We start from the raw sequence: 18,329 nt of genomic DNA on the forward strand, positions 1-18,329 counted from the left end.
TAGCGGGGTGCCGCCTGCGCCCACCCTCCCCCAAGCTCTCGGCTTCGCTCGAGCAGGGGGGACCCCCATCGCCCCAGCGGCACGACTGCCCGCAGCTAGGGCGGTACCGGAGCCCCGCAGCTAAGTGGCTTTACGGGCGATCAGGCGGTAGGTGTTCGTGAAGCGGGGGTGGTGGGACAAGGGGGTCAGGAGGTGGTCTGCTGTTGAGGCCAGGGTGATCAGGGGGAGGCCGGCGCGTAGCAGTGCCCGGCGCAGGTGTTGGTGGGCGTGGGGTGGGGGGACCGAGCGCCAGGGGGCGTCGGGGGCCGGCAGGGCGTGGGAGAGGGCGAGGGCGGTGGCGCCCGCGAGGTCGTGGGGGACGTGGGTGGGGCGGTGGTCCAGGACGACGATCGTGCAGCCGGTGGCCTCCAGTTCGGCCCTGAGGTTCTGCGGGGGGAGCAGGTGCAGATGGCGGGGCTGGTCGTAGGCGAGCCACCAGCGGCCGAGGAGCGTGGCGTACACGCTGCGGGGGTTCACGGTCTCGACGAGCAGATGACCGCCGGGGCGCAGCACGCCGAGGGCCGCGTGGAGTTCCGCCCGGGGGTCGGTGGTGCCCTCCAGGTGGTGGAGCATGCTGACCACGTCGTAGCGGGCGCGCAGCGGGCCCGCGATCCGAGGGTCCGTCAGGCGGCCCACGTGGGCCTCCTCGACGCGCTCGGCCGTCCGGGCCCGGACCACGCGTGGGGTGGGGTCGAGGCCGTCGAAGGACGTGTAGGGGAAGAACTCCTGTGCCGTCGCCGGGAAGCGGGCGTGGCCCGTGCCCACGTCCAGCCAGCTCTCCGGCTCCCCGGCGCACAGCATCGCGCGGGCGGCCGAGCGGTGGCGGTGCCGGCTCGCGCGCAGGGCGAGGAGCGCGTCGGACGCGGGGTCCATGGGTGTTCCGCGCGCGGTGCGGTGGTAGAGCGCGAGGCCTTCGAAGGTGAGGCGGGGGTTCTGGAAGGTGTGGCCGCAGTCGCGGCACTGGTCGACGGTGAAGCTGCCCGGCTTGTACTGCCGCAGGTCACCGCTGCGCACCCGGTTCCGCAGACGGGTGGAGCCGCACCAGGGGCAGTCGTCCCGGTGTGGTTCGTGGACGCGGGTGGTCGCCTGGGCGGCGGACGGAACGGTGGGGGTGGAGGGTTCGGGCATGGGCGGCTCCCGGGCGCGAGGCGTACGGCAGGGACGTACGACAATCCGCTGCAAACCGGAACGTATGGGATGCCGATCTTGGGTGCAACGACGTCGCGGTGACGGAGTCGCGATGTGGCGCCGTGCTGTTCGACCCGTGCCGGTACTGTTCGGCGAATGAGCTCGCTTAATCTCGACGACTTCACCGATCTGATCGAGCGTCCGGACGGCGGGATCCGCCGTGACGCCGAGGCGCGCCGGGAGCGACAGATCGTGCCGCCCGGAGCCCTGGGCCGCCTCGACGACCTGGGTGAGTGGCTGGCGGCGGCGCAGTCCGCCGTGCCGGTGCGGCCGGTCGAGCGGCCGCGGGTGGTGCTCTTCGCCGGTGACCACGGCGTGGCCGAGCTGGGCGTCTCGGCTCGTCCGGCGGGCGGTGCCGGGGAGTTGGTGCGCGAGGTGCTGGAGGGCGGCCGGCCCGTGTCGGTGCTGGCGCGGCGGCTGGGCGTGTCCGTGCGGATCGTCGACATGGCCCTGGACTGCGACCCGGAGGCGCTGCCCGAGGACGTCGTACGGCACCGGGTGCGGCGCGGCAGCGGGCGGATCGACGTCGAGGACGCGCTGACGCTCGAGGAGGCCGAGGCCGCGTTCCGGGCCGGGATCGCGGTCGCCGACGAGGAGGCCGACTCCGGTACGGATCTGGTGGTGCTCGGCGATGTGAGCGTCGGCGGCACCACTGCGGCGGGCGTGCTGGTCGCGGCGCTGTGCGGGGTCGACGCGTCGGTCGTCACCGGGCGGGGTGGGCTGGCGATCGACGACCTGGCGTGGATGCGCAAGTGCGCGGCGATCCGTGACGCGCTGCGCCGGGCCCGGCCGGTGCTCGGGGACCAGTTGCGGCTGCTGGCGACGGTGGGCGGCGCCGATCTCACGGCGATGACGGGCTTCCTGCTGCAGAGCGCCGTGCGGAAGCTGCCGGTGGTGCTGGACGGGGTCGTGACGGCCGCGTGCGCGCTGGTCGCGCAGCGGGTCGCGTTCCGGGCACCGGACTGGTGGCTGGCCGCGCACGACAGCGGAGAGCCCGGGCAGGCCAAGGCCCTGGACCGGATGGCCATGGAGCCGCTGCTGACCCAGGGCGTGACCGTCGGCGAGGGCGCGGGCGGCCTGCTGGCGCTCCCCCTGGTGCAGGCAGCGGCCGCGCTGGCGGCGGAGCTGCCCGAGAAGCCGAAGGAGTCCGAGGCGCCGAACGGACCCGAGGAGCCGGTGGAGCCCGGGGTCTCCGAGGCGCCCGCCGAGCAGTAGCGCCCGCGAGAGAGCCAGGTCACGCACGCCTGGCTCAACTTCGTCCCGTTCCGGTCGGTCTTGGAACGTGGGGTCGGTTCGACTGAGTCGCGGACTCCCTCAGACGTACCGCCGCACGGACGAGGACGACCGCTCGATGACCACGCTCGCCCGCTGGGCCCGCGCCGAATGGGAGCCGCTGTTCACGGCCGTGCGCGGGCGGCTGCGGGAGCGCCGGTGGCGGGCCGTGCCGACGGCGGTCACGGCCGTGTGCCTCACGGCGGTGCTGCACTGCGTGCACAACCAGTCGTGGGGCTACCGGTTCGTGCAGGACATCGGTGCCGTGCGCGCCGAGGACCCGCTGTGGCTCGCGCTGCTGCGGACGCCGCTGTCGCTGTTCGTGCCCGCGCTCGATCTGCCGGTGTGGGGTGCGCTGGCGCAGATCCTGGTGGTGTTCGGTGTCGCGGAGATCTGCCTGGGCCGGTGGCGGACGCTGCTCATCGCCTACGTCGCGACGCTCGCCGGCACCCTGTACGCGCGCCTCGGCATCTGGCTGGGCCCGGACTTCCCGCTGGGGCTGCCCATCTCGGACGCACGCGTGGTGGACACCGGGCCGTCGGCGGCGGTGGTGGGGCTGGCCGTGTACCTGGGCCTGCGCTACCGCGCGTACGTCACGGCCGGGGCGGTGATCGGGGCGATGGCGGTCGAGGTCGCCGTGAAGGAGAACCTCGCGGGCAAGGAGCACCTGGCGGCGATCGCGGCCGTACTGGTGCTGTGCGCGGCCGGCGAGCTGCGTCAGCGGCGTTCGAGGGACCGGGCCGGCTCGGGGTCGGGCGCGCCGCCGATCCAGTCCTGGAATGCGCGCCGCGGGCCCACCCAGCGGCGGTCGTGGTGATAGGCCCGCAGGACGGATTTCGCGCGGGCGCGGGGGCGGTTCCGGTAGAACCGCTTGGCCCAGGCGGAGGCGGGACGGGCCAGCCGTACGGCGGCGATCAGAGCCACGACCGGGACGATCACCCCCAGGACCGCGAGACGGACCTTGCCCTTGAACAGCGCGACGAGGGCGAACAGGAAGTTCACCAGGATGTTGACGAGGACGACGGCGCGGTTCTCCTGCTGGCCCTCGGAGAGGTCGTTGACGCCCAGCGGCGAGAAGCCGATCAGGAGCAGTCCGACGAGGGAGGCGGTGAGGACGACCATCTCGACGCTCTTGCGGCCGTCCGGGGTCCAGTAGACGTCGGCGAGGTGCAGGACCAGGGCGAACTCGTCGAGCACGAGGCCCGCGCCGATGCCGAAGAACACCGCGGCCAGGCACGAGCCGAAACCGTACTGACCGCCGGCGACGGCGCCGAAGCCGCCGACGATCGTCAGGATGACGCCGGGGACCACGTGGTGGACATGGACGCCGCCACTGCTGACGTTGCCGAAGGGGCCTTTGCCCGCCCGGATGAGGCGGGTGATGCTCCGGGTGATCAGGAAGGTCAGCACGAAGGAGATGAGAGCGAGGAGCAGCGGCAGCTTGCCGGGTTCCGTGATGTTCCGCTCGAACCATCCCATATGCGAACTTTATCCTCGGCCGCCGTGCCCGCTCTCCTGACCGGCCGGTAGCCTGCGCCGATGTCCAGAACCTCGCCCCTCGACGGCCTCCGCTTCGCCTTCGGCACCCTCACGGTGTTCCCGGTCCGGGTGACCCGCTGGGACCGGGAGGCGGCGCGCGGCGGAATGCTGTGGGCTCCGGCGGCCGGGCTGGCGGTCGGTGCCGCTGCTGCCGCCGCCGGGCTGGTGCTGCTGTTCCTCGGTGCGGGAGGTCTGCTCGCGGCCGTGGCCACCGTCGCCGTGCCGGCCGTCCTCACCCGGGGGCTGCACCTGGACGGGCTGGCGGACACGGCCGACGGGCTGGGCAGCGGGAAGCCCGCCGAGGACGCGCTGCGGATCATGAAGCAGTCGGACATCGGACCGTTCGGGGTCATCACCCTCGTCCTCACCCTGTTCGCCCAGGCCGCCGCGCTCGCCCAGATCTACGACGCCTCCTGGACCCGGGGCGCGCTGGCCGCCGTCGTCTCCGCGGCCGTGGCCCGGCTGGCCCTGACCCTGGCGGCCCGGGCCGGGGTGCCGGCGGCCCGGCCGGAGGGGCTGGGGGCGGCGGTCGCGGGTGTGGTGCCGGTGCGGGCGGCACTGGTCGCCGCCGTCGTGGTCGCGGGGGCCGCGGCCGCGGCGAGCGCCTCCTGCGGACCGTACGACGTGGCCCGGACCGTGCTCGCGGTCGTGCTGGCCCTGGCCGCCGCCGAAGCGCTCCTGCGCCACTGCACGCGCCGCTTCGGCGGGGTCACCGGTGATGTGTTCGGCGGCCTCGCGGAGACGGCGGCGACCACGGCCCTGGTCGTTCTGTCACTGGGCTGAAACGATCTCCCGCTCCGCCACCCGCCCCGGCCGCCCAGCCGCTAGTTTCCTGCCCCGAACACACAAGTGATCGGGGGATGTTCATGCCGAAGCTGCGCCGCGTCGTGGCCTGGTCCGTCGACTTCGCGCTGGTGGTGGCGCTGGCCTCGGCGCTCGCCGTGCTCACCTTCCACCGGGTCTCCGCGCTCGTCACCGACGTGCCCGAGCTCGCCGCCCGCGGCGGTCTCGACCTGCTGACCTCGCGCGGCGACGTGCTCGACGCGTCTCAGGGCCTGGGGCTCAGGCTGTGGGACAAGTCGGTGCTGTACGTCGAGCAGGCCTTCGGGCTGCTGGTCGTGACGGTGTTCCTCTACCAGTGGGCGTGCCTGGCCCTGGCCGGGCGCACGGTCGGCAAGGCCCTCACGGGGCTGAAGGTCACCCCGAGCCCCCCCGCGCCGGGCCGTGCTGCGGGCCGCCGTCACCACCGCCGCGGACGTCGCCGTGTACGCGGTGGCCTGTGTGCTGCTGGTCGAGGGGCAGGTCGTGTTGTCGGTGCTGGTGTGGGCGGTGGCGGTGCTGCTGTTCCTGCTGAACGCGCTGCCGGTGCTCTCCCCCGGCCGCCGGTCCCTCGCCGACCGGGTGGCGGGCACGTCGGTCACCGGGATCGGGCTCAGCACGCCTGCCGCCACACCCCTAGTTCGTACTTCTTGAGCAGCGAACTCAGGCGCAGCCGACGGGACTCGGCACAGAAGCGGGCGGTCGGCACCTCGTACTCGACGTGGAAGACGGCCTTGTCCGCCTCGACGAACGGCTTCAGGGCCGCGCACTCGCCGTACTGGGCGCACTGTTCGTTGACCGCGAAGTCGAAGTCCCCTACCAGTTCCGGGATCTGGTCCAGGTCGTTCTTCAGGCCGACGGCCATGCCCCGGTCGTGGGCCAGGCGGGCGACGAGGCGGTTGTAGCGGAGCTGGTCGGCTGCCGTGAGCGGGAAACCGGTGTCGTTGCGGTAGCCGTCCATGTTGTCGGGCTCCACGGCGTCGAAGCCCTTGTCGCGGCACATGTCGATGCGCGCCGCCATGAGCGGCTCCAGGACGTCGGTGCGGCGGATGTCGAGCCAGCGCTCGCCCTTCCAGCCGTTGCCCCGGCCGAGCACCTTCTTCGGGAACCTCCCCGCGTCCGGGCGGAACTCCTCCCAGGCGCCCGTGGAGAGGTAGCAGATGACCTTGCGCCCGTCGTCGTGCAGCCGGGCGACCGTGTCCTCGGAGTGGTCGAAGCCGTCGATGTCGTAGACCGGCACGTCGACCGAGGTGTCGAGGCGCCCGCTGAGCTGCCACTGCCAGGCGGTGCCGGGGCGGGGCTGCCAGCGGGGGCCGGGCTTGTCGTCGGGGTCCTGGGTACAGCCCGCGAGCAGCAGGAGCAGCAGGGCGACGAGCAAAGACGGGCGTTTCACGGGGCGTTCTCCGTGCTTTTCGTGCGGTGCGGGATGTACGGCAGTGTGCCCCAAAGATGATCTCGGGGCCGCACACCACCGACGCCGCGAGGTCACACGCGGTTGCACTCGCCGGGAACTCCGGATCGCGACGAGTGTGACTCAGGTCACCGGTGTGAGGGATCAAGAAATGGCCACCATGCCCCCCAGAGGTGAACACCCGAAGGAATGAGCGAACCGGGCCACGCGCGTAGTCTCGACGTCGAGTGTTCGCCGCACCGGGGAAGGCCCCGTAAGTACCCGAACCCTGAGGTCGGAATAGGGTCGGCTGTCGGGCCCGGTCGACCCACACCGTTCGACCATCGCAACTTCACATCGGAAGCGAGATTTCACCACCGTGACTGCTCTCACTCTCAGCACCGCCGCGGCGCCCGGTCTGCGGGCCGACGCCATCGTGATCGGTGTCGCCAAGGGTGCCAAGGGGCCGGTCGTCGCACCGGGCGCCGAGGCCGTGGACAAGGCGTACGACGGCAGGCTGGCCGGCGTTCTGGAGACTCTCGGTGCCTCGGGCGCCGAGGGTGAGGTGACGAAGCTGCCGGCGCCGTCCGGCTTCAAGGCACCGCTCGTGCTGGCGGTGGGCCTGGGCGCGGTGCCCGAGAAGGACGCCGACTACGACACCGAGGTCCTGCGCAAGGCCGCCGGCATCGCCGCCCGCACCCTGACCGGCTCCAAGAAGGCCGCCTTCGCCCTGCCGCTGACCGACGCCGCCGACGCCGGCGCGATCGGTGAGGGCGCGCTGCTCGGCGCGTACTCCTTCGACACCTACAAGGACAACGGCAAGGACCCCAAGGCGAAGAACGGCAAGGCCCCTCTCGCCGAGGTCGCCCTGCTCGGCGGCAAGCCCCGCGACAAGGCCTACAAGGCCGCCGTCGAGCGTGCGGTCGCCGTCGCCGAGGAGCTCAACCGCGCCCGCGACCTGGTCAACACCCCGCCGAACGACCTGAACCCGGAGGCGTTCGCCGCGATCGCGCAGGCTGCGGCCAAGGAGCACGGCATCAAGGTGCAGGTGCTCGACGAGAAGGCCCTGACCAAGGGCGGCTACGGCGGCATCCTCGGCGTCGGCGCCGGCTCGGCGTCGGGGCCGCGCCTGGTGAAGCTGTCGTACACCTCCTCGAAGGCGAAGAAGCACCTCGCCTTCGTCGGCAAGGGCATCACGTACGACTCGGGCGGTATCTCGCTGAAGCCGGCCGGTCACAACGAGACGATGAAGTGCGACATGAGCGGCGCGGCGTCGGTCTTCGCCGCGGTCGTCGCCGCCGCCCGGCTGGGGCTGGAGGTCAACGTCACGGGCTGGCTGGCCCTGGCCGAGAACATGCCCTCCGGTTCCGCGACTCGTCCGGGTGACGTGCTGCGGATGTACAGCGGCAAGACGGTGGAGGTGCTCAACACCGACGCGGAGGGCCGGCTGGTGCTGGCCGACGCGCTGTGGGCGGCGTCGCAGGAGAAGCCGGACGCGATCGTGGACGTGGCGACGCTGACCGGGGCGATGATGCTGGCGCTGGGCAACCGGACGTTCGGGATCATGGGCAACGACGACGCCTTCCGTTCGGCGCTGCACGAGGCCGCGGAGGAGGTCGGGGAGCCGGCGTGGCCGATGCCGCTGCCGGAGCACCTGCGCAAGGGAATGGACTCGGCCACGGCCGACATCGCGAACATGGGTGAGCGGATGGGCGGCGGGCTGGTCGCCGGGCTGTTCCTGCGGGAGTTCGTGGGCGAGGGGATCACGTGGGCGCACCTCGACATCGCCGGGCCGGCCTTCAATGAGGGCGGGCCCTTCGGGTACACGCCGAAGGGTGGGACCGGCAGTGGTGTGCGGACGCTGGTACGGCTGGCCGAGCTGACCGCTGCGGGTGACCTGGGCTGATCGGCGCCTGAGAGCCCGGTCTCGCCCGTTGTGTGGCGAGTGCGGGGGCGTGGGGGCTGTTCGCGCAGTTCCCCGCGCCCCTTCGGGGCGACGCCTCGCAAGGGGCGTCTCTCATCTGAACGTGGGGCGTCTCACACAGCAGCCCGGCGTCTCTTTGTGTGTCGACAAGTGCGAAGATGGGGCTCGGCAGGACAGGGCCCCACCTAAGGGCCGAAGAACGAGCGGCCGGACACCAGCCGCCTGCCGGTCAGTGAAGGCCGGCGTACGGCGCACATGCATGGAGGACGTGACGTGGCGAACGACGCCAGCACCGTTTTCGACCTAGTGATCCTCGGCGGTGGCAGCGGTGGTTACGCCGCGGCCCTGCGCGGGGCACAGCTGGGCCTGGACGTCGCCCTGATCGAGAAGGACAAGGTCGGCGGCACCTGCCTGCACCGAGGATGCATCCCCACCAAGGCCCTGCTGCACGCGGGCGAGATCGCCGACCAGGCGCGCGAGAGCGAGCAGTTCGGTGTGAAGGCCACGTTCGAGGGCATCGACATCGCCGGTGTCCACAAGTACAAGGACGGCGTGATCTCCGGCCTGTACAAGGGCCTGCAGGGACTCGTCGCCTCCCGCAAGGTGACCTACATCGAGGGTGAGGGCCGGCTGTCCTCCCCCACCTCCGTCGATGTGAACGGTCAGCGCGTCCAGGGCCGCCACGTCCTCCTCGCGACCGGCTCCGTGCCGAAGTCGCTGCCGGGCCTGGAGATCGACGGCGACCGGATCATCTCCTCCGACCACGCCCTCGTCCTGGACCGTGTGCCCAAGTCCGCGATCATCCTCGGCGGCGGTGTCATCGGCGTCGAGTTCGCCTCCGCCTGGAAGTCCTTCGGCGCGGACGTCACGGTCATCGAGGGCCTGAAGCACCTCGTCCCGGTCGAGGACGAGAACTCCTCCAAGCTGCTCGAGCGCGCCTTCCGCAAGCGCGGCATCAAGTTCAACCTGGGCACCTTCTTCGAGAAGGCCGAGTACACCCAGGACGGTGTCAAGGTCACGCTCGCCGACGGCAAGGAGTTCGAGTCCGAGGTCCTGCTGGTGGCGGTGGGCCGCGGCCCGGTCTCCCAGGGCCTCGGTTACGAGGAGCAGGGCGTCGCGATGGACCGCGGCTACGTCCTGGTCGACGAGTACATGCGCACCAACGTGCCGACCATCTCCGCCGTCGGTGACCTGGTCCCGACCCTCCAGCTCGCGCACGTCGGCTTCGCCGAGGGCATCCTGGTGGCGGAGCGTCTGGCCGGTCTGAAGACCGTTCCGATCGACTACGACGGTGTCCCGCGGGTGACGTACTGCCACCCCGAGGTCGCCTCCGTCGGCATCACCGAGGCCAAGGCCAAGGAGATCTACGGCGCGGACAAGGTCGTCGCTCTGAAGTACAACCTCGCCGGCAACGGCAAGAGCAAGATCCTGAACACCTCGGGCGAGATCAAGCTGGTCCAGGTCAAGGACGGTGCCGTGGTCGGCGTCCACATGGTCGGCGACCGCATGGGCGAGCAGGTCGGCGAAGCCCAGCTGATCTACAACTGGGAGGCGCTGCCGGCCGAGGTCGCGCAGCTCGTCCACGCCCACCCGACGCAGAACGAGGCGCTCGGCGAGGCCCACCTGGCCCTGGCCGGCAAGCCCCTCCACTCGCACGACTGACCCCTCGGTCGAGAAGCGACGACACAGACTTCCGCACTTTCCGTAAGGAGCAACCGAAACCATGGCGGTTTCCGTAACCCTTCCGGCGCTCGGTGAGAGCGTCACCGAGGGCACTGTCACTCGCTGGCTGAAGGCCGAGGGCGAGCGCGTCGAGGCCGACGAGCCGCTGCTCGAGGTCTCCACCGACAAGGTCGACACCGAGATCCCCTCCCCCGCCGCCGGCGTCCTGGCCTCCATCAAGGTCGCCGAGGACGAGACCGTCGAGGTCGGCGCCGAGCTGGCCCTGATCGACGACGGCAGCGGCGCGCCCGCTGCCGCCCCGGCCCCGCAGGCCGAGGAGGTCGCCGAGCCCGCTCCCGAGCCGGCCCCGGCCGCCCCGTCCACCGAGCAGGCCGCCCCGGCGCCCGCTCCCACCGCCGACGCCGCCGCCGGCGGCGGCTCCGCCGAGGGCACGGACGTGGTCCTGCCCGCGCTCGGCGAGTCCGTCACCGAGGGCACCGTCACCCGCTGGCTGAAGTCGGTCGGTGACAGCGTCGAGGCCGACGAGCCGCTGCTGGAGGTGTCGACGGACAAGGTCGACACCGAGATCCCCGCCCCCGCCTCCGGCACCCTGCTGGAGATCGTGGTCGGCGAGGACGAGACCGCCGAGGTCGGCGCCAAGCTCGCCGTCATCGGTGAGGCGGGTGCCGCTCCGGCCGCCGCCCCGGCGCAGGAGGCCCCGGCCGCCCCGGCCCAGCCCGAGCCCACCCCGGCTCCGGCCCCGGCGCAGCCCGCCCCGGCCCCGCAGCAGCAGGTCACCCCGGCTCCCGAGCCGGCCCCGTCCGCTCCGGCGCCCGCCCCGGCTCCGGCCCAGGCCCCGGCCGCTCCGGCAGCCGCCAAGCCGGCCGACGACGGTGCCTACGTCACCCCGCTGGTGCGCAAGCTCGCCGCCGAGCAGGGCGTCGACCTGGCCACCGTCAAGGGCACCGGTGTCGGTGGCCGTATCCGCAAGCAGGATGTCGTCGCCGCCGCCGAGGCCGCGAAGACCGCCGCCGCTGCCCCGGCCCCGGCCGCGGCTGCCGCTCCGGCCGCCACCAAGAAGGCTCCGGTGCTGGAGGCGTCCCCGCTGCGCGGCCAGACCGTCAAGATGCCGCGGATCCGCAAGGTCATCGGCGACAACATGGTCAAGGCCCTGCACGAGCAGGCCCAGCTGTCCTCGGTCGTCGAGGTCGACGTCACGCGGCTGATGAAGCTGCGCGCCCGTGCCAAGGACGCGTTCGCGTCGCGTGAGGGCGTCAAGCTCTCCCCGATGCCGTTCTTCGTCAAGGCCGCGGCCCAGGCGCTGAAGGCGCACGCGCCGATCAACGCCAAGATCAACGAGGCCGAGGGGACCATCACCTACTTCGACACCGAGAACGTCGGTATCGCGGTGGACTCCGAGAAGGGCCTGATGACCCCGGTCATCAAGAACGCCGGCGACCTCAACCTCGCCGGTATCGCGAAGGCCACGGCCGACCTGGCGGGCAAGGTCCGCGCCAACAAGATCACCCCGGACGAGCTGTCCGGCGCGACCTTCACCATCTCCAACACCGGGTCGCGCGGTGCGCTCTTCGACACGATCATCGTGCCGCCGGGCCAGGTCGCGATCCTCGGCATCGGCGCCACGGTCAAGCGCCCCGCCGTCATCGAGACGGAGGAGGGCACGGTCATCGGCGTCCGCGACATGACGTACCTGACCCTGTCCTACGACCACCGCCTGGTGGACGGCGCCGACGCCGCCCGCTACCTGACGGCGGTCAAGGCCATCCTGGAAGCAGGCGAGTTCGAGGTCGAACTCGGCCTCTGATCTTCGGATCCACGGCTGATCGGTGCCCCGTCCGGATCTTCCGGGCGGGGCACCGTCGTACCCAGGGGCGCGAACTGCGCGATCGAGCACCGACGGCCCGCAGCCGCCCGTAGACCGTCCGGTCCGAGCTCACAGGCGCCGCAAACACCATGTGCGCCTCGTCTCACCTGCGCGACAGCGCCCACGTCGGCCACACCCACGGAGCGAACCGGCCGTATTGTCTAAACGTCAATCCCGCCTAAGGAGCTCACATGACCGCGCCCGTCATCCACTCGCTGCGCGAGCAGATCCGCGAGCACATCCTGGAGGGGATCATCAGCGGACGCTGGCAGCCGGGCGAGCGGATCGTGGAGCGCCGGATCGCCACCGAGCTGGAGGTCAGCCAGACCCCGGTCCGCGAGGCCCTGCGGGAACTGGAGTCGCTGCGCCTCATCGAGTCCGCTCCGAACAAGGGCGTCCGGGTCCGCAACCTCACCGCCGCCGACCTGGAGGAGAGCTACCCGGTCCGGGCCGGTCTGGAGGCCATCGCGGCGGAGCTGGCCGCGCAGGGCCTGGCGACGGACTGCTCGGCCCTGGAGCCGCACGTCACCGCCCTGTACGAGGCCGACCGCGTCGCCGACGGCACCGCCCAGGTGCGCCACACCGTCGCCTTCCACCGCGAGCTGGTCCGCGCGGCCGGCAACTCCGTCCTGCTGCACACCTGGGAAGGCCTCGGCATCGAGGTGTTCACCGCCCTGTCGATCCGCTGGCTGGGCACCCAGCAGCAGTCGTACGCGGAGGAGCACGAGGAGCTCGTCGCCGCCTTCAAGCGCCGTGACCCCCGTATCGCGGAACTGGTGAAGGCTCACGTCCTGGGCTGCGCGCCCCGGGCGTGACACCCGAGCACGACCCCGCTCAAACGCCTTCCGACCTGCGAAAACTCCAGATCGGGGCGGTCACTCCGTGCCATCGCCGAAGGCACCCCGTGCCGACTTTCTCGTGATCAAGAGGTTTTGCCCCTCAACCCTTTGATCGATCATCGATCAGGGAGTTACAGTCCTCCACGGGCTTGCCACCCAAGCCTCAGCCCTGTCCTGCCAAAGACAAAGGGCACCCCGATCCCCTTACCGATGAGGGAACCCCCTTCGACTGAGGAAGGCGGCGACATGACCGACCCCAACGCCATCCAGCCGAGCGAGCTCGACCAGCTCCCGGACCGCGACCCGGAGGAGACCGCCGAATGGCAGGCCTCGCTGGACGCGGTCACCAAGGCTGCCGGGCCGCACCGTGCCGCGTACCTGATGCGCCGCACGCTGGAGCGCGCAGAGGGCGCCGGCATCGCGCTGCCGAAGCTCCTCGAGACCGACTACGTCAACTCCATCCCCACCTCCGCCGAGCCGGCCGTGCCCGGTGACGAGGCGATGGAGCAGCGCATCACCGCGTGGAACCGCTGGAACGCGGCCGCGATGGTGACCCGCGGCAGCAAGTACGGCGTCGGCGGCCACATCGCCACCTTCGCCTCCGCCGCGTGGCTGTACGAGACCGGCTTCAACCACTTCTTCAAGGGCAAAGAGGCCGACGGCTCCGGCGACCAGCTCTACATCCAGGGCCACGCCTCCCCCGGCATCTACGCCCGCGCCTTCCTCGACGGCCGGCTGAACGAGGCCCAGCTCGACAACTTCCGCCGCGAGGCGGGCGGCGACGGCCTGCCGTCCTACCCGCACCCGCGCCGGCTGCCCTGGCTGTGGGAGTTCCCGACGGTCTCGATGGGCCTCGGCCCGCTCTCGGCCATCTACCAGGCGCGCTTCAACCGCTACCTGGCCAACCGCGGTATCAAGGACACCTCCGCCTCGCACGTGTGGGCGTTCCTCGGCGACGGCGAGATGGACGAGCCCGAGTCGACGGCGGCCCTCGCGCTGGCGGCCCGTGAGGAGCTGGACAACCTCACCTTCGTCATCAACTGCAACCTGCAGCGCCTCGACGGCCCGGTCCGCGCCAACTTCAAGATCGTGCAGGAGCTGGAGGCCCAGTTCCGCGGCGCCGGCTGGAACGTGATCAAGACGCTGTGGGGCACGGCCTGGGACGAGCTGTTCCAGCTCGACACCACGGGCGCGCTGGTACGCCGGCTGCGCCAGGTACCGGACGCGCAGATCCAGACGTACCAGACCCGCGACGCGGCCTACATCCGCCAGGACTTCTTCGGCGCCGACCCGGCCCTCGTGGAGCTGGCGAAGCTGCTGAGCGACGACAAGATCCTCGAGTGTTTCCACCTCTCGCGCGGTGGTCACGAGGCGCGCAAGGTGTACGCCGCATACCGTGCGGCCGTCGAGCACAAGGGCGCGCCGACCGTGATCCTGGCCCAGACGGTCAAGGGCCACACCCTCGGTGAGGGCTTCGCGTCGAAGAACGCCAACCACCAGATGAAGAAGCTGACGGTGGACGAGTTCAAGAACATGCGCGACCTGCTGGAGCTGCCGATCTCCGACAGCGCGTTCGTCGACGGCGTGGTCCCCTACGGCCACCCGGGCGCTGACTCCCCCGAGGTCCGCTACCTCCAAGAGCGCCGTGCCGCCCTCGGCGGTCCGGCCCCGGCCCGCCGTGTGCACCCGGTCGCCCCGCTGCCCGCCCCGGCGGAGAAGGCGTTCGCCTCCTTCGACAAGGGCTCCGGCTCGCAGAACGTGGCCACCACCATGGCGTTCGTCCGTCTGGTCAAGGACCTGGTCCGCGACAAGGAGTCGGGCAAGCGCTGGGTGCCGATCGTCCCGGACGAGGCACGCACCTTCGGCATGGAGTCGCTGTTCCCGTCGCTCGGCATCTACTCGCCCAAGGGGCAGACGTACGAGCCGGTCGACCGCGACCAGCTGATGTACTACAAGGAGGCCCAGAACGGCCAGATCCTCAACGAGGGGATCACCGAGGCCGGTTCGATGGCCGACTTCATCGCCGCTTCGACGTCGTACGCGACGCACGGCGAGGCGATGATCCCGTTCTACATCTTCTACTCGATGTTCGGCTGGCAGCGCACGGCCGACCAGATGTGGCAGCTCGGCGACCAGCTCGGCCGCGGCTTCCTCGTCGGCGCCACGGCCGGCCGCACCACCCTGACCGGTGAGGGCCTCCAGCACGCCGACGGCCACTCCCCCGTCATCGCGGCGACCAACCCGGCGGCGCTGACGTACGACCCGGCGTTCGCGTACGAGGTCGCGGCCATCGTCAAGGACGGTCTGCGCCGGATGTACGGCGAGGCGGCCCCGGGCGAGGACCAGAACGTCTTCTACTACCTGACCGTCTACAACGAGCCGCTGCCGCAGCCCGCGAAGCCGTCCGTCGAGGGCGTCGACGAGGGCATCGTCAAGGGTCTGTACCGCTTCAACACGGCGGAGTCCGCGGGCATCACGCCCCCGGCCAACGCCCCGCGGATCCAGCTGCTCGGCTCGGGTACGGCGATCCACTGGGCGCTCAAGGCGCAAGCGCTGCTCGCCGAGGAGTGGGGCGTGGCGGCCGACGTCTGGTCGGCGACGTCCTGGAGCGAACTGCGCCGGGACGCCCTGGAGGCGGACGAGGCGCTGCTGCGCGGCGAGGAGCGGGTGCCGTTCGTCCGGCAGGCGCTCCAGGGTGCCGAGGGCCCGGTGCTGGCGGTCTCCGACTACATGCGCCAGGTCCCGGACCAGATCGCGCAGTGGGTCGAGCAGGACTGGTCCTCGCTGGGCGCCGACGGCTTCGGCCTGTCGGACACCCGTGAGGCGGCCCGCCGCCACTTCGGCGTCGACGCCGAGTCGATCGTCGTCGCGGCCCTGGCCCAGCTCGCCAAGAAGGGCGAGGTCAAGGCGACGGCCGTGAAGGAAGCGCGCGCGAAGTACGGTCTGTAAGGACTCCCCAAGGACCGGCCGCCGGCAGGCCCCCGCCCGAGGACCCCTCGGGCGGGGGCCTGCTGCATGATGTGGCCATGCGTGCTGCCCGGCTCATCAAGATGGTGCTGCTGCTCCAGTCCCGGCCCGCCATGACGGCCGCCGAGCTCGCCCGTGAGCTGGAGGTGTCGGAGCGGACGGTCACGCGGGACGCGCAGGCCCTGTCGGAGGCGGGGGTGCCGGTGTACGCGGACCGGGGCCGGGCCGGCGGGTACCGGCTGGTCGGCGGGTACCGGACCCGGCTGACCGGGCTGCACCGCGGTGAGGCCGAGGCGCTGTTCCTGTCGGGGGTGCCGGGTGCGCTGCGCGAGATGGGGCTGGAGGACGCCGCCTCCGCCGCCCGGCTGAAGGTGTCGGCCGCCCTGCTGCCCTCCCTGCGGGACGCCTCGCGGACGGCGGCGCAGCGGTTCCATCTGGACGCGCCGAACTGGTTCAAGGAGCCGAAGACGCCCGCGCTGCTGCCGGCCGTGGCCGACGCGGTGTGGGACGACCGGCGGATCGGCGCGCGCTACCGGCGCGGGGAGGACGAGGTCGTCCGGGAGCTGGAGCCGTACGGGCTCGTGCTGAAGGCCGGCGTCTGGTACCTGTGCGCGCGGGTGGCGGGGTCCGCGTCCTTCCGGGTGTACCGCATCGACCGGTTCACGGCGGTGGAGGCGGACGGCGAGCGCTTCGAGCGGGAGCCGGAGTTCGACCTGCCCGCGTTCTGGGAGGAGCGGGCGGAGCAGTTCGCCCGGTCCATCTTGCGGGCGCGGGTCGTGGTGCGGCTGTCCCCCGAGGGGGTGCGCGGACTGCCGCACGCCCTCGACTCGCTGACCGCCCGGGAGGCCCTGGCGGAGGCGGACGGCCCGGACGACGACGGATGGGTGACGGTGGACCTGCCGGTGGAGTCCGAGGAGGTCGCCCACACCCAGCTGACGGCGCTGGGCCCGGAGGTGGAGGTGCTGGCCCCGGAGAGCCTGCGCGAGCGGTTCGCCGGGGACGCGCTGCGGCTGGCAGGGTTGTACCACTCCGGGACCCGTCACCCCCGGGACGGCGCATAACGATCCCGCGCACTCCGGGTGCGTCCCTGTGCCCCAGGGCCGATGCTTGACCCGTGATGGACGAGACGGAGTTCTGGGAGCTGGTGGACGACGCCCGGGAGGCCGCCGAGGGCGACCCGGAGGAGCAGGCCGACCTGCTCGTGGCGCGGCTTCTGGAACTCGACCCCGACATGGTCCTGGACTTCGCCCGTCACTTCGAGTCCCGCTACAACCGGGCCTACCGCTGGGACCTGTGGGGTGCCGCGTGGGTGCTCCTGGACGGGGCGAGCGACGACGCCTTCGACTTCTTCCGGTGCTGGCTGATCGGCCAGGGCCGGGAGGTCTTCGAGGGCGCCCTGCACGACCCGGACGCGCTCGCCGACCTGCTGGGCGACTTCGACGAGGAGATCGACGGCGACGGCGAGGAGCTCGGCTACGTGGCCGACGAGGCCTACGAGCAGCTCACCGGCGTGGTCGCCCCCGATCTGGAGATCCCGCCCGCGCCGGCGGAACCGGAGGGCACCCCGCTCGACTTCGAGAACGAGCGGCGGCTGGCGGAGCGCTATCCGCGGCTGTGGGAGCGCTTCAGGGGCTGATCAGGCGGCCTTGCGTCGGCTGGTGTCGGCCGGGAGGTACGCGTGCGTCCCGCCGGGTTCGACGGCCCGGTGCAGCGGCGCCGCGTTGGCCTGGTCGAGGGCGGAGGCGGTGACCGCCGCCGGGCCCAGGACGACGGTGACGGCCGCGCAGAGTACCGCCCAGGGACCCCGGGGCGCCCCGGGCCGGGTGTGCACCGCCTCGTCCTTCGTAAGGCTGCTGTTCATGATCCCCACCTCGGGTCGGCCGGCTGTGGGGACGACCGTAGGGCGCCGGGCTCTGAGGACACTGCGCGCCGGCTGTGGTCTTGCTGTGGGTCCCCCGTCCGGCCCTGCATCCGGGCCGCCAGCTCCCTGATCTCCGGCAGGCGGGCGTGCAGGGCGGCACCGGGGCAGCTGGTCATGTAGCCGTCGTTGTGGCCCGCCAGGGCGGGCAGCTCGGCGGTGGTGCCGGCCGCGTACCGGCTCAGGCCGTTGCTGGAGACCAGGCGGACGCTCGCCCGCGGGTCGATGCCGGTCAGACCCAGCTTCCAGGCGGACAGCGCGGCGATGGCCTGCACCATGGCCTTCGGTACGGGCAGGCCCGCGGTGAAGGTGCCGAGGGCGGCGATGCCCGTGGTGCGGTGGTTGAAGCCCTGGGTGTGGGCGCCGGTGACGGCGCGCTCGACGCCGCCGGCGCGGCCCTCGTAGATGGTGCCGCAGCGGTCGACGACGAAGTTGTAGCCGATGTCGTCCCAGTCGCGGGTGCCGGTCTGGCCGGTGTACAGGTCCTGGATGATGCCGGGCGCGTCGGCGCAGTCGTAGCCGTTGGGCGAGTCGGTGTGGTGGACGAAGACGGCGGCGACCCGGTCGTCGTAGCGCGGGCGCGGCTGCGGGTGGGGGTCGTCCAGCCAGTGCGATCGCGGCACGATGTGCGGCCGGGGGGCGGCGTAGGCCGTGGCGGTGGGGCGGGGCGTGGCCGGGCGTGCGGTGGTGTCGGCGGCGTTCTCGACGCCGTACGCGCACAGCACCAGGGCGGCGACGGCGGCGAGGCCCGGCAGGCAGCCGAGTGTCACCCGGGCGGCGCGCGGCAGGCCGGCTATGCCGGGTGTCCGGGCGGCGCGGTGCCTGTGCGCACCTCGCCGTCTTCGGAAGACACGCATAGACCCACTGTCGGCCCGATCCGGTGCGTC

Annotated in this window: 16 protein-coding genes; 11 read left to right on the forward strand and 5 right to left on the reverse strand. The window is 72.1% G+C overall.

Annotated features, from left to right (window positions below; genetic code table 11):
- Window positions 1–120 precede the first annotated feature (120 nt).
- A complete protein-coding gene (locus ABZ016_RS00090; protein ID WP_356914232.1) occupies window positions 121–1,167 on the reverse strand; it encodes a class I SAM-dependent methyltransferase in 1,047 nt (348 codons plus the stop codon).
- A gap of 156 nt (window positions 1,168–1,323) precedes the next feature.
- Here ABZ016_RS00090 and cobT point away from each other — a divergent pair, with 156 nt between their 5' ends.
- Window positions 1,324–2,442: a nicotinate-nucleotide--dimethylbenzimidazole phosphoribosyltransferase gene (gene cobT / locus ABZ016_RS00095; protein ID WP_356914233.1), complete on the forward strand. Its 1,119-nt coding sequence runs from the start codon at window positions 1,324–1,326 to the stop codon at window positions 2,440–2,442.
- Between the two features lie 136 nt (window positions 2,443–2,578).
- Entirely contained in the window at window positions 2,579–3,316 is a 738-nt protein-coding gene (locus tag ABZ016_RS00100; protein WP_356914234.1) for a hypothetical protein, read from the forward strand.
- Here ABZ016_RS00100 and ABZ016_RS00105 read toward each other — a convergent pair.
- A complete protein-coding gene (locus ABZ016_RS00105) occupies window positions 3,217–3,978 on the reverse strand; it encodes a hypothetical protein (protein WP_356914235.1) in 762 nt (253 codons plus the stop codon). The two genes, ABZ016_RS00100 and ABZ016_RS00105, sit on opposite strands and share 100 nt — an antisense overlap.
- A gap of 60 nt (window positions 3,979–4,038) precedes the next feature.
- On the opposite strand from ABZ016_RS00105, the gene ABZ016_RS00110 reads away from it, so the two are divergent.
- Window positions 4,039–4,821, forward strand: a complete 783-nt coding sequence (locus ABZ016_RS00110; protein ID WP_356914236.1) for an adenosylcobinamide-GDP ribazoletransferase — start codon at window positions 4,039–4,041, stop codon at window positions 4,819–4,821.
- A gap of 441 nt (window positions 4,822–5,262) precedes the next feature.
- Window positions 5,263–5,511 (forward strand): hypothetical protein, encoded by a 249-nt coding sequence (locus ABZ016_RS00115; RefSeq protein ID WP_356914237.1) that lies wholly within the window; start codon window positions 5,263–5,265, stop codon window positions 5,509–5,511.
- Here the strand turns inward: ABZ016_RS00115 and ABZ016_RS00120 are convergent.
- The gene (locus ABZ016_RS00120) at window positions 5,471–6,250 is read right to left on the reverse strand and encodes an endo alpha-1,4 polygalactosaminidase (protein ID WP_356914238.1); all 780 of its coding nucleotides are present in this window, start codon (window positions 6,248–6,250) and stop codon (window positions 5,471–5,473) included. The genes ABZ016_RS00115 and ABZ016_RS00120 overlap by 41 nt on opposite strands.
- 376 nt (window positions 6,251–6,626) lie before the next feature.
- Here ABZ016_RS00120 and ABZ016_RS00125 point away from each other — a divergent pair, with 376 nt between their 5' ends.
- From ABZ016_RS00125 to ABZ016_RS00155, 7 genes are all read left to right on the forward strand, one after another.
- The gene (locus ABZ016_RS00125; protein WP_356914239.1) at window positions 6,627–8,153 is read left to right on the forward strand and encodes a leucyl aminopeptidase; all 1,527 of its coding nucleotides are present in this window, start codon (window positions 6,627–6,629) and stop codon (window positions 8,151–8,153) included.
- A gap of 291 nt (window positions 8,154–8,444) precedes the next feature.
- Window positions 8,445–9,833, forward strand: coding sequence for a dihydrolipoyl dehydrogenase (gene lpdA / locus ABZ016_RS00130; RefSeq protein ID WP_356914240.1), 1,389 nt, complete (start codon window positions 8,445–8,447; stop codon window positions 9,831–9,833).
- A gap of 61 nt (window positions 9,834–9,894) precedes the next feature.
- Window positions 9,895–11,658: a 2-oxoglutarate dehydrogenase, E2 component, dihydrolipoamide succinyltransferase gene (gene sucB, locus ABZ016_RS00135; RefSeq protein WP_356914241.1), complete on the forward strand. Its 1,764-nt coding sequence runs from the start codon at window positions 9,895–9,897 to the stop codon at window positions 11,656–11,658.
- 251 nt (window positions 11,659–11,909) lie between these two features.
- The gene (locus ABZ016_RS00140) at window positions 11,910–12,533 is read left to right on the forward strand and encodes a GntR family transcriptional regulator (RefSeq protein WP_356914242.1); all 624 of its coding nucleotides are present in this window, start codon (window positions 11,910–11,912) and stop codon (window positions 12,531–12,533) included.
- Window positions 12,534–12,803: 270 nt separating this feature from the next.
- Window positions 12,804–15,506, forward strand: a complete 2,703-nt coding sequence (gene aceE / locus ABZ016_RS00145) for a pyruvate dehydrogenase (acetyl-transferring), homodimeric type (RefSeq protein ID WP_356914243.1) — start codon at window positions 12,804–12,806, stop codon at window positions 15,504–15,506.
- 77 nt (window positions 15,507–15,583) lie between these two features.
- Window positions 15,584–16,585, forward strand: coding sequence for a WYL domain-containing protein (locus ABZ016_RS00150; RefSeq protein ID WP_356914244.1), 1,002 nt, complete (start codon window positions 15,584–15,586; stop codon window positions 16,583–16,585).
- 56 nt (window positions 16,586–16,641) lie between these two features.
- Window positions 16,642–17,160: a DUF4240 domain-containing protein gene (locus tag ABZ016_RS00155; RefSeq protein WP_356915023.1), complete on the forward strand. Its 519-nt coding sequence runs from the start codon at window positions 16,642–16,644 to the stop codon at window positions 17,158–17,160.
- Here the strand turns inward: ABZ016_RS00155 and ABZ016_RS00160 are convergent, their stop codons facing one another.
- Both ABZ016_RS00160 and ABZ016_RS00165 read right to left on the reverse strand, forming a co-directional pair.
- A complete protein-coding gene (locus ABZ016_RS00160) occupies window positions 17,161–17,385 on the reverse strand; it encodes a hypothetical protein (RefSeq protein WP_356914245.1) in 225 nt (74 codons plus the stop codon).
- Complete coding sequence (locus ABZ016_RS00165) at window positions 17,382–18,299, reverse strand: peptidoglycan recognition protein (RefSeq protein WP_356914246.1); 918 nt, start codon at window positions 18,297–18,299, stop codon at window positions 17,382–17,384. The genes ABZ016_RS00160 and ABZ016_RS00165 overlap by 4 nt, the downstream gene beginning before the upstream one ends.
- Between the last annotated feature and the right edge of the window lie 30 nt (window positions 18,300–18,329).

It is taken from the genome of Streptomyces sp. NPDC006372 (assembly GCF_040612515.1).
Classification (GTDB): domain Bacteria; phylum Actinomycetota; class Actinomycetes; order Streptomycetales; family Streptomycetaceae; genus Streptomyces.